This window comes from Bradyrhizobium uaiense, assembly GCF_010811875.1.
GTDB classification, from domain to species: domain Bacteria; phylum Pseudomonadota; class Alphaproteobacteria; order Rhizobiales; family Xanthobacteraceae; genus Bradyrhizobium; species Bradyrhizobium uaiense.
Genome location: NZ_VKHP01000288.1, coordinates 1 through 10,768 on the forward strand (window position 1 = coordinate 1; position 10,768 = coordinate 10,768).

Sequence of the window (10,768 nt, forward strand, 5' to 3'; positions counted from 1 at the left end):
GATGATCGCGGCGATGAAGCCCTTCAGGCCGATCAAAAAGCCGGTGTCATAATAGAGCGTGGTGATCGGCACGATCAGGATGCCGGAAATCGCGCCGATCACGGAAGCGAGCAGGAATGCGATCTGGGTCGCGGTGCTGCTGGCGGCGCTATTGACCATGAACCTGCTGGACTCTCGCACCGGGCGCGCTATCCGCGCGCTGCGGCGCGGCCATATCGCCGCTGAAGCGTTCGGCGTCCAGACGCCGCGCGCGAAGCTCCTAGTGTTCATCTATGCGGCGGTGCTGGCCGGCCTGTCCGGCTGGCTCTATGCGCATTTCCAGCGCGCCGCCAACCCGACGCCGTTCGGCGCGCAGGCCGGCATCGAGTATCTGTTCATCGCCGTCGTCGGCGGCGCCGGCTACGTCTGGGGCGGCGTGCTCGGCGCAGGGATCGTCGTGATCCTCAAGGAGGTGCTGCAAAGCTATTTGCCCTACATCTTCGGCGGTCAGAGCCAGCTCGAGACCATCGTGTTCGGCATCATGCTGGTGCTGCTGTTGCAGCTCGCACCGCAGGGCGCCTGGCCCTGGCTGACGTCGAAGCTGCCGTTCAACCCCGCCCGCAAGATGCCCGACACGTCCGTGAAGCTGGAACACCGCGAACGGGCGCCGGGAACGTCATCGGTGCTGCTGCACGTCGACAAGGCGCGAAAACAGTTCGGCGGCGTGCTCGCGGTGAACGACGTGTCGTTCGACGTCAACGCCCGCGAGATCGTCGCGCTGATCGGCCCGAACGGCGCCGGCAAGAGCACGACCTTCAACCTGATCACCGGCGTCCTCGCCGCAACCGGCGGCAAGATCTCGGTGCTCGGCAATGATGTCGCGAACGCCCCACCCCAGGAAGTGGTCAAGCTCGGCGTTGCTCGCACGTTCCAGCACGTCAAGCTGGTGCCCGACATGACCGTGCTGGAGAACGTCGCGATCGGTGCGCATCTGCGCGGCAATTCCGGCGCGATCTCCAGCATGCTGCGGCTCGACCGCACCGACGAGGCGAAGCTGCTGGCGGAAGCCGCGCGCCAGATCGCGCGCGTCGGGCTGTCCGACCAGATCGATCAGCTCGCCGGTTCGCTGTCGCTCGGGCAGCAGCGCATCGTCGAGATTGCGCGTGCGCTGTGCGTCGATCCGATGCTGCTGTTGCTCGACGAGCCGGCCGCCGGCCTGCGCCACATGGAGAAGCAGCGGCTGGCCGCGCTGCTCCGGCAATTGCGCGACGGCGGCATGTCGGTGCTCCTGGTCGAACATGACATGGGGTTCGTGATGGATCTCGCCGACCGCATCGTGGTGCTCGATTTCGGCACCAAGATCGCCGAGGGCACGCCGGCCTCGATCAAGCGCAACCCCGACGTGATCAAGGCCTACCTCGGAGCCGCCGCATGAGCGCGCTGCTGTCGGTAACCGACGTCCACATCTCCTACGGCAAGGTCGAGGCCGTGCGCGGCATCTCGCTCGATGTCGCAGCCAACGAGATCGTCACCATCATCGGCGCCAACGGCGCCGGCAAAACCACGCTTCTGAACGCCGTCATGGGCGTGCTGCCGCTGAGGGGCCGCACCACTTTCGCCGGCGTCGACATGGCGCCGCTCGACATCGAGGACCGCGTCGCTACCGGCTTGAGCCTCGTGCCCGAGCATCGCGAATTGTTCGGCACCATGAATGTCGAGGACAATCTCGAGCTCGGCGCGTTCCGGATTGCGAAATCGACGGCGGCCGTCTCGCTGGAGCGGGTCTACACGCTGTTTCCGCGGCTCAAGGAGCGGCGCAAGCAGCTCGCCGGCACGCTGTCCGGCGGCGAGCAGCAGATGCTGGCGATGGGCCGCGCGCTGATGGGCGCGCCGAAACTCCTGATGCTGGACGAGCCGAGCCTCGGCCTCGCCCCGATCATCGTCGCCGACATCTTCCGCATCGTCGGTGAACTCCGCTCAGCCGGCGTCTCGGTGCTGCTGGTCGAGCAGAACGCCCAGGCGGCACTCCAGATCGCCGACCGCGCCTATGTGATGGAGCTCGGCGAGTTCGTGCTGTCAGGCACCGCCAAGGACATCGCCGCCAACAAGGGCGTCGCCGCCAGCTATCTCGGCTTCCAGCACGAAGGCGAGAGCGCGATTTAGGGCGGATGGTAGGTACGCGGATGGATCACCAACCGGGTTAATGTGAGGGAGTCACCGGCGGTAGGGTTCCCTCCCCCCTTGCGGGGGAGGGTGGGGAGAGGGGTAAGCCCCGGGCAAGATGATCGATGGGATCGTCGCTATCGCAATCTCGGTCGCGCTGGGTTGAAGCGTGTACTGCGAGAGCATGCCGTGTGGCACCCCTCTCCCTAACCCTCCCCCGCAAGGGGGGAGGGAGTCCGAGCAACGTGCCCACGTTACGCAATTTCGGGTGAGATTGCTCTCCAGCGGACGCTAAGAAAAAAGCCGGCCCCTCATCGGGACCGGCTGCTTCATTTCGTAGATCGACATCGGCTCACATCGCCGGGACGTATTTGCCGTCCTTGACGGTCAGCAGGATGCGCGAGCGGTCGTCGAGGCCGTAGCGGTCCTTTTCGGTCCAGTTGTAGACGCCCTGGCTCGCGACGATCTCCTTCTCGGAGATCAGCGCCTGACGGATCGCCTCGCGGAATTCCACCGTGCCGGGCTTTGCGGTCTTCAGCGCCACCGGGATGATGCGATTCAGCACCTGGAACGCGTCGTAAGAGTGACCGGCGAACTGGCTGCGGCTGTTGGCGCCGTATTTGGCTTCATAGGCCGCGTTCAGCGTAAGGCCCGGCTTCTTGGTCAGCGCGCCGTCTGCCTGCGTCTCCGGCGACATGATCGGGCCGGCCGACATGATGACGCCTTCCGCGGACGCGCCGGCGATGCGGATGAAGTCCATGGTGGCAGCACCGTGGGTCTGGTAGATCAGGCCCTTGTAGCCGCGCTCGCGCAGCGCGCTCTGCGGCAACGCCGCGGCGGTGCCCGAGGCGCCGATCAGGATGGCGTCGGGATTGGCGGCGACGAGCTTCAGCACCTGGCCGGCGACCGAAGTATCCGGACGCGCGAAGCGCTCCTCATCGGTCATGGTCAGACCCATCGGCACGGCCTGCGCCTTGAAGTCGTTGACCCAGAGGTCGCCGTAGGAATCCGAATAGCCGATATAGCCGACGGTCTTGATGTTGTGCGCCTTCATGTGCTCGTAAAGCACCTTGCCCATGATCGGGATCGACTGCGGCAGGTCGACCGACCATTTTGCGCGGGCGTCGTTGATCGGGAACGGCGCGAGACCGAAATGCGGGATGCCAGCCTCGTTGGCGACCGTCGACACCGCGATCGTCGTCGGCGTGATGCAGGAGCCCATGATGATGTCGGCCTTGGACTCGGTGACGAAGCGCCGCGCGTTGGTGGTCGCAGCCGTCGGATCGCCGCCGTCGTCGAGTACGATCAGCTTCAGCGGCACGCCGGCGATCTCCTTCGGTACGAAATCGAGCGCATTGCGCTCGGGGATGCCGAGCGCCGCGGCGGGGCCCGTGGTCGAGAGCGAGATGCCGATGGTGATTTCATTGGTCTGCGCCAGTGCGGGCGCGCCCGGCAGCGCGATGACTGCTGCGAGCGCTGCTGCGGCGAGAGTGGCCTTCCTCATTCATTCCTCCCTGCGGATAAGTTTTTTGGTTTAAACCAATTTTACGGGCCAATTCAGCCCCTTCTTTAGAGCATGACCGGAAAAGTGGAAACCGGTTTTCCCTCGCGACAAACGCGGAACGCGTTTGCGCGGGGATCATGCTCCAAAAGTCGAGTCATGAGGGGCCGCAAGTCGGCCCTTCACGACCACGTCAGCCATTCATGAAGCGGTCGATGATCTCCTGCGGAAACGGCGCCGATTTCAGCCTGGCCGGATCGTCCGGATGGCGGCCGACCAGCACCCGGGTTTCGAATGCCTCGATCGCCAGCGCCTCGCCCTTGAGCACGCGGTGCACCACCTCGAAGCTCGAGCGCTTGATGCTCTCGATCCGGCTCTCGATGGTAATCCAGTCGCCATGGGTCGACGGGATGTGAAATTTCGCCCGCGTGTCGACCATGGGAATGCCGACCAGGCCGTATTTGTGGACGAGGTCCTGCTTCGAGCAACCGGCCGCCTCGAACATGATCGAGGTCGAATCGTCGAACATCGCGAAGTAACGCGGGTAATAGACGATGTTAGCGGGGTCGCAATCGCCCCACCGGATCTGCACGTCGCGCCGATTGACGAACATGGTTTGTCCTCGATTGAGCGTGATCGATCCGGAAGAGCGTCAAGCTCTTCCGGATCATGCGTCAGCGCGGCGCCATCCGGAGCGCGGCATCGAGCCGCACCACTTCGCCGTTCAGATAGGGATTGTCGATCATGTGCAGCGCCAGCGAGGCGAACTCATCGGCCTGGCCGAGCCGGCGCGGGAACGGGATCGCGGCGGCGAGCGAATCCTGCGCTTCCTGCGGCAGGCCGGCCAGCAAGGGCGTCATGAACAGGCCGGGCGCGATGGTCAGCACGCGGATGCCGAATTGCGCGAGCTCGCGCGCGATCGGCAAGGTCATGGCGACGATGCCGCCCTTGGAAGCCGAATAGGCCGCCTGCCCGATCTGGCCATCATAGGCCGCGACCGAAGCCGTCGAGATCACGACGCCGCGCTCGCCGGTTGCGAGCGGCTCCAGCTTCGCCATGTCAGCGGTCGCAAGCCGCAGCATGTTGAAGGAGCCGAGCAGATTGACTTTGATCATTTTGTCGAAATCGGCCAGCGCCATCGGCCCTTCGCGGCCGATCACGCGCTTGGCGACACCAATGCCGGCACAATTCACCAGCACGCGCGCCGGGCCATGCGCCTTGGCGGCGGCAGCGACTGCGGCCTCGGCTGCCGCCGCATCGGCGACGTCGCAGACCACGGCAATGCCGCCGATCTCGGCCGCGACGCTCTCGGCGAGCTTGGCGTTGAGATCGCAGACTGCGACCTTGGCGCCCTGCGCAGCCAGCCGGCGCGCGGTCGCAGCCCCCAATCCCGATGCGCCGCCGGTGACGATGGCGGCCTGATCCTTCAACTGCATGGCATTCTCCTCTTCGAGAGTCAGACTGACGTGATCACCGATGCCGGCGGCACCGGCGCATAGAGCACTTCGATGATGTCGGTGCGATGCTCCAGCACCGCGCGCTGGTTGATCGAGCCCTTGTCGGTGACCTCACCGCGATCGATCGACAGCGGCGTGTCGAGCAGAATCGCCCGCGCGATTCGGTTCGACGAGCCGGTGGCGCTCGCAAGCACGCGCGCGAAGCGCTCGCGGAAGGCGGCACGCACCAGCGGATCGTTGGCCGCGGCCGCGATGTCGCCGGAAGCAAGCGCCGGATTGATCAGGCGGCAGCCATCGAGATCGAGGATCACGATCGCCGCGAGCTCGTCGCGGTTGATTCCTGCGATCACGACGTCGCGCACCAGCGGCGCGCAGGTACCGACGAAGCGCGCCCGCAACGGCCCGACGCTGACCCAGGTGCCGCTCGCCAGCTTGAAATCCTCGGCGATGCGGCCGTCGAAATCGAAGCCGGCATCGAGATCGCCGGGGTTGGCGGGCTTCAGCGCGTCGCCGAACTTGTAGAAGCCTTCCTCGTCGAACGCCTTGGCGGTCAGGTCCGGCTGCCGCCAATAGCCTGGCGTCACGTTCGGGCCCTTGGCACGCACCTCGAGCTTGCCGTTGTTGGGGACGAGCTTCGCGTCATTGCCCGACACCGGAAGCCCGACATGGCCGGAACGGCTGGTATCGGGCCGCACCGACATGAAGAACGGCGAGGTCTCGGTGGCGCCGAGCCCGGTCAGGACAGGCACGCGATAGCCCTTCTCCTGCACGGCGAGCGCATCGAGGCTGTTCCAGATGAACGGCGACAGCGCCGCCCCCGAGAAGAACATCGCATGCAGCCGATGGAAGAATTTCGCTCGCAAGGCGGGATCGTCACGCAGATAGGGCAGCAGCGATTCATAGCCCTTGGGCACGTTGAAATAGACCGTCGGCGAGATCTCACGCAGGTTTCGCACGGTCTCCTCGATGCCGCCGGGGATCGGCTTGCCCTCATCGAGATACATCGAGCCGCCGTTGAACAGCGTCAGCCCGACATTGTGGTTGCCGCCAAAGGTGTGATTCCACGGCAGCCAATCGACGATGACGGGCGGCTCGTCCTTCAGGAACGCCAGCGTCTCGCGCAGCATCACCTGGTTGGCGCAGATCATCCGCTGGGTGTTGATGACGGCCTTGGGATTTCCCGTCGAACCCGACGTCAGCAGGAATTTCGCGATCGTATCCGGCCCGATCGCCGCATGCGTCGCATCGAGGCGTGGATCCTCCGCCGTTGCCATGAGGTCGGCAAGCCGCGTCACCTCGCGGCCAGGCACCGCGCCGCGGCTTGCGGCGATCTCGACATCGGGTCCGACATTGGCACGCAACGCATCGGCAAATTTATCGGCGTCGTCGGCGAAGACCAGGCCCGGTGTCAACAGCTTGATGACGAAGCCGAGCTTGCCGTAGTCGCGCGACACCAGCGAATAGGCCGGCGACACCGGGCAGAACGGAATGCCGGCATAGAGCGCACCCAGCGCGATCAGCGCGTGATCGATCGAATTGCCCGACAGGATCACGATCGGCCGCTCGGCTGACAATCCGCGCGCGATCAGCGCGGAAGCGATGCGCCGCGTGGCCTCATACAATTGCGCGTAGGTGATCTGCCGCCAGCCGCCGCCGGCTGCACGCTCGGCCATGAACACGCGGTTCGGCTCGGCATTTGCCCAGTGATGCAACCGGTCGGTGAGGCGAACCGGAAACTCGGCGAGCCCGAGCTTCGGGCGAAGATAGATCGTGCCGTCGTCGCGGCGCTCGACGGTGACATCAGGGTTGCCGAACGAGATCGGGCGCAACGGATGCGCGCTCGCAGTGGACGCGGACGCAGATATGTCAGCCCTGGCGCTCATGTCGGCTTCACCTTGGCGGTCTTGCGATCCAGGAACGCGCGGATCCGCTTCTTGGCTTCCTTGTCGCTCTGCGCCACCGTCGCCATCAGCGATTCCATCAAGAGGCCGGTCTGCGGATTGGCCTCGGCGATCATCGGCAGCGCCTGCAACACGGCGAAGTTGGTCAGCGGCGCGTTGGCGGCGACGCGCTCGGCGAGCTCCAGCGCTTTCGGCAACGCGCCGTCGGCCTCGGTGAGATATTGCGAGAAGCCGTAGGCTGCGCCCTCGGTCGCCGAGTAGACGCGGCCGGTCAGCATCATGTCCGCCATCCGCGGCACACCGATCAACCGCGGCAGCCGCACCGATCCGCCGCCGCCGACGAAGATGCCGCGCTGGCCCTCGGGCAGCGCGAAATAGGCCGACGGCTCGGCAACCCGGATATGCGCGGCGCAGGCCAGCTCCAGCCCGCCGCCGATCACCGCGCCCTTCAGTGCAGCGATCACGGGCACGCGGCAATACTGGATGCGGTCGAACACGCGATGCCACATCTGGGAATGCACCAGGCCCTCGGTGGCGTCGCGCTCGGTCAGTTCTGAGAGATCGAGGCCGGACGAGAAATGATCGCCGACGCCATGGATGACGACGGCGCCGACTTCGTCGGGAATCGCCGAGAAGCAATCCTGCAGCGCCAGGATGATGCCGTCGTTCAGCGCATTGCGCTTGGCGGGCCGGTTGAGCCCGACGGTGAGCACCGCCCCTCGCGTCTCGATCCTGAGCAGCGAGGCGTCACCCGCGTCGGCAGCGTTTCCCATGGCGTTATTGTTTCCTATTCAGAATAGTTATATTTTATAACGATTGACGACAGAGTCAATATGGGCACGCACGACTGTCGGGTCCGTCATCCCCGCGCAAAGGCTTCGCCTTTGTCGCTGGAGGTGCACGCGCAAGCGGGCCTCGAAGGATGCACGGACCGACTGGTGGCCGTCGACCCTTCGAGACGGCCGCTACGCGGCCTCCTCAGGGTGACGGTGATGGAGTGGATACGCACGGCTCCCTCCAGCCGTCGTTCCTGCGAAAGCAGGGACCCATAACCACAAGTGGTCGTTGTTGCGCGATGGTGGAACGACGAGTCCCGTTCACAACATAGGCCACGGAATATGGGTCCCTGCTTTCGCAGGGACGACACCGAATGAGTGGCGCGGTCAGTGAGTCACACAAGCAAGTGCGAGAAAGCTACAGCACCTGATGCACGTCGATCACGACGCGGTCGGCGTGGCGGGCGGCGGAGCCAATGAAGATGTGCTCCATCAGCCAGCGGTACTTTTCGGAACCGGTTTCGAATTTCGGCACGGTGCGGAAATAGATCAGCTTCGGATCGACCGGCTCGCCGCGCTTCAGCTTCTGCAACAGATCGACCGGCCCGAAGCGGATGCCCTTGTTCTCGACATAGACGACGGCGCCGTCGTCGGTCTCGAAGGCGTATTTTGCCTCCAGCTCGATCAGCTCGTTGGGCCGGATGATCTGGAAGTCGGCGCCGAAGGGAAGCACCTTTCCATTGATCCCCTCGCCTTTCACCTCGCCGCCGACGATCGGGATGATGCGGCGGATGCCGGTGCCGATGTCGCCGGCGGACGTCACCTCGGCAATCCGGGCGATGATGGTGAAGACGCATTTGGTGAGCAGCTCGGGTGCCATGGAGCTAACCTATCATGCGCTGCGGCAACCATGTCGCAAGCAGCGGGAACAGGATCAGGATCACCAGCCGGATCAGATCGGTGATCACGAACGGCAGCACGCCGACGAAAATCGTCGACATGTTGACGTCCTTGATCACGCTCTTGATCACGAACACGTTCATGCCGACCGGCGGATGGATCAGGCCGAGCTCCACCGTCATCACGATGATGATGCCGAACCAGATCGGATCGAAACCGAGCGACGTCACCACCGGAAACACGATCGGCACGGTGAGGATCACCATCGCCATCGCATCCATCAGGCAACCCAGCACCAGGTACATCAGGAGGATCAGCGCCAGCACGCCATAGGGGCCGATGCCGAGCCCGGTGAGGAATTCGGTGACGTTCTGCGGCGTCTGGGTGATGGTGAGGAAATAGCCGAAGCAGAGCGCGCCGATCAGCACGGTGAACACCGCCGCCGCGGTGCGCGTCGCCTGTAACAGCGATTGCAGGATGCCCTCTTTGGTCAGCTTGCCTCTGAGGATGCCGATGATGAAGGCGCCGACCGCGCCGACCGCGCCGGCTTCGGTCGGAACGAAGAAGCCGCCATAGAGGCCGCCGATCACGAACAGGAACAGGAGCAGCGGCGACCAGACGTCGCGCATGGCCATCGCGCGCTCGCTCCACGACGCCTTCTTGCCCGCCGGCAGGAAGCCCGGCCGCGTCACGCCGATGATGCCGATCGTGATCATGTGCATCAGGATCGCGAGCAGACCCGGGACCACGCCCGCGATGAACAGCTTGCCGATGTCCTGCTGGGTGATGATGCCGTAGACCGCGAGCACGGTGGACGGCGGCAGCATCGCCCCGAGCGTGCCGCCGACCGCGATCACGCCGGTGGAGAAGGATTGCGGATAGCCGAAGCGGCGCATCTCGGGATAGGCCACCGCCGAGAAGGTCGCGGCGGTCGCGACCGACGAGCCCGAGATCGCGGCAAAGCCGCCGCAGGCCGCGATGGTCGCAATGCCGAGCCCGCCCTTCCAGTGGCCGACGAAGGTGTTGGCAGCACGAAACAACTCGCGGCTGATGCCCGAGACGGATACGAAGGCGCCCATCAAGAGGAACATCGGGATCACGCCGAAGGAGTAATCCGTCACCGTGCGCATCGTGGTCTGGCCGACCAGCTTCAGCGCCGGCGCAAAGCCGGTGAGGTAGCCAAAGCCGGTGATGCCGACGAGGCCCATCGCCATGCCGACGGGGACCCGCAACAGCATCAGCACGAACAGGCTGACAAAGCCGATGACGGCGACGGCCTCGGGGCTCAAATCAAGGCTCATGGCCGTCTACTCCGCCGTCTTGATCTTGGCATCGTGGATATCTTCCGGATGGAAGATCAGGCGGTAGGTGCGGATCGCGATCAGCAGCACGGCCGAGACGTCGCCGATCCACGACACCAGGAAGAACGGCCAGACCGGCACGCCGAGATCCATGGTGACGATGTGGCTGTTCCTGGTGTCGATCACCTTGTCGGCCAGCGTGTAGGTCTGCACGCTCACCACGAACAGCAGCACCAGCGTCGCGAAGATGTCGATCCAGCGCTGATAGCGCGGCGAGGCGTTGGCCCAGACCAGGTCCACCGTGATGTGGGTGCCGCGATAGCTGGTCGCCGCGATGCCCCAGAAGATCAGGATGCCGAGCAGGAACTGGCCGAAATTGTAGTAGTCGGGAATCGTCACCGAGAAGAACTTGCGCATGAACACCGCGGTGAAGGTGTTGAGCGCGACGACGCCGACGAAGAAGGCCGCCACCCATTCGATCGAATCGATGAAGCGGTCCATGACATTCTTGCGCACCGGCTCGGGCGGACCGGTGATCGCGCCGTCTTGGGTGACTTCGGCAGATTGCGTCATGCGGTGCTTCGATTGGCTCCCTCGCCCCGCTCTTGCGGGGAGAGGGTTGGGGTGAGGGGCTGCTTCCACGAATAGTGAATGCGGTGAGACCTGTACCCCCCCCCCCCGCGACGGGCACGGGAACACAGTGCGCCGTGGGGGGGGGACCAGGACCCCCCCCCCGAGGGGGGGGGGGAGGGGGGGGGGGGGGAGAGAGGTCCACGCGGTCTCCTCCCTG

The 10,768-nt window shown here is 65.0% G+C and carries 9 protein-coding genes and 2 pseudogenes; 2 read left to right on the plus strand and 9 right to left on the minus strand.

All coding sequences use genetic code 11. The features are described from left to right. Positions 1-126, minus strand: a pseudogene (locus tag FNJ47_RS40445) (branched-chain amino acid ABC transporter permease); the annotation flags it as partial. Here FNJ47_RS40445 and FNJ47_RS40450 point away from each other — a divergent pair. Then, positions 119-1,414: pseudogene (locus FNJ47_RS40450) on the plus strand (branched-chain amino acid ABC transporter ATP-binding protein/permease); the annotation flags it as partial. The pseudogenes FNJ47_RS40445 and FNJ47_RS40450 sit on opposite strands and share 8 nt — an antisense overlap. Continuing rightward, positions 1,411-2,142, plus strand: a complete 732-nt coding sequence (locus FNJ47_RS40455) for an ABC transporter ATP-binding protein (RefSeq protein WP_163161663.1) — start codon at positions 1,411-1,413, stop codon at positions 2,140-2,142. The pseudogene FNJ47_RS40450 and the gene FNJ47_RS40455, both read left to right, overlap by 4 nt. A 352-nt stretch (positions 2,143-2,494) precedes the next feature. Here the strand turns inward: FNJ47_RS40455 and FNJ47_RS40460 are convergent, their stop codons facing one another. The 8 genes from FNJ47_RS40460 to FNJ47_RS40495 all read right to left on the minus strand — a co-directional run bounded on the left by FNJ47_RS40460 (position 2,495) and on the right by FNJ47_RS40495 (position 10,494). Next, positions 2,495-3,646 carry an ABC transporter substrate-binding protein gene (locus FNJ47_RS40460; RefSeq protein ID WP_163161665.1) on the minus strand — a complete coding sequence of 384 codons (1,152 nt, stop codon included), beginning with the start codon at positions 3,644-3,646 and terminating at the stop codon, positions 2,495-2,497. A gap of 190 nt (positions 3,647-3,836) precedes the next feature. Continuing rightward, complete coding sequence (locus FNJ47_RS40465) at positions 3,837-4,256, minus strand: acyl-CoA thioesterase (RefSeq protein ID WP_163161667.1); 420 nt, start codon at positions 4,254-4,256, stop codon at positions 3,837-3,839. A gap of 61 nt (positions 4,257-4,317) precedes the next feature. Then, entirely contained in the window at positions 4,318-5,079 is a 762-nt protein-coding gene (locus FNJ47_RS40470) for an SDR family NAD(P)-dependent oxidoreductase (RefSeq protein ID WP_163161668.1), read from the minus strand. Between the two features lie 20 nt (positions 5,080-5,099). After that, entirely contained in the window at positions 5,100-6,983 is a 1,884-nt protein-coding gene (locus tag FNJ47_RS40475; RefSeq protein WP_163161670.1) for a feruloyl-CoA synthase, read from the minus strand. Continuing rightward, positions 6,980-7,774 carry a crotonase/enoyl-CoA hydratase family protein gene (locus FNJ47_RS40480; RefSeq protein WP_163161672.1) on the minus strand — a complete coding sequence of 265 codons (795 nt, stop codon included), beginning with the start codon at positions 7,772-7,774 and terminating at the stop codon, positions 6,980-6,982. The genes FNJ47_RS40475 and FNJ47_RS40480 overlap by 4 nt, the downstream gene beginning before the upstream one ends. Before the next feature lie 421 nt (positions 7,775-8,195). Then, positions 8,196-8,657, minus strand: a complete 462-nt coding sequence (locus tag FNJ47_RS40485) for a DUF3237 domain-containing protein (protein ID WP_163161674.1) — start codon at positions 8,655-8,657, stop codon at positions 8,196-8,198. Positions 8,658-8,661: 4 nt separating this feature from the next. Then, positions 8,662-9,966, minus strand: coding sequence for a TRAP transporter large permease (locus FNJ47_RS40490; protein WP_163161676.1), 1,305 nt, complete (start codon positions 9,964-9,966; stop codon positions 8,662-8,664). A gap of 18 nt (positions 9,967-9,984) precedes the next feature. Continuing rightward, complete coding sequence (locus FNJ47_RS40495) at positions 9,985-10,494, minus strand: TRAP transporter small permease subunit (RefSeq protein ID WP_163161678.1); 510 nt, start codon at positions 10,492-10,494, stop codon at positions 9,985-9,987. Positions 10,495-10,768: the final 274 nt, after the last annotated feature.

Bases quoted from the DNA above. Each gene is read 5' to 3' on its own strand.
- FNJ47_RS40455 (WP_163161663.1), top strand. From the start codon at position 1,411: ATGAGCGCGCTGCTGTCGGTAACCGACGTCCACATCTCCTACGGCAAG.
- FNJ47_RS40460 (WP_163161665.1), bottom strand. From the start codon at position 3,646: ATGAGGAAGGCCACTCTCGCCGCAGCAGCGCTCGCAGCAGTCATCGCG.
- FNJ47_RS40465 (WP_163161667.1), bottom strand. From the start codon at position 4,256: ATGTTCGTCAATCGGCGCGACGTGCAGATCCGGTGGGGCGATTGCGAC.
- FNJ47_RS40470 (WP_163161668.1), bottom strand. From the start codon at position 5,079: ATGCAGTTGAAGGATCAGGCCGCCATCGTCACCGGCGGCGCATCGGGA.
- FNJ47_RS40475 (WP_163161670.1), bottom strand. From the start codon at position 6,983: ATGAGCGCCAGGGCTGACATATCTGCGTCCGCGTCCACTGCGAGCGCG.
- FNJ47_RS40480 (WP_163161672.1), bottom strand. From the start codon at position 7,774: ATGGGAAACGCTGCCGACGCGGGTGACGCCTCGCTGCTCAGGATCGAG.
- FNJ47_RS40485 (WP_163161674.1), bottom strand. From the start codon at position 8,657: ATGGCACCCGAGCTGCTCACCAAATGCGTCTTCACCATCATCGCCCGG.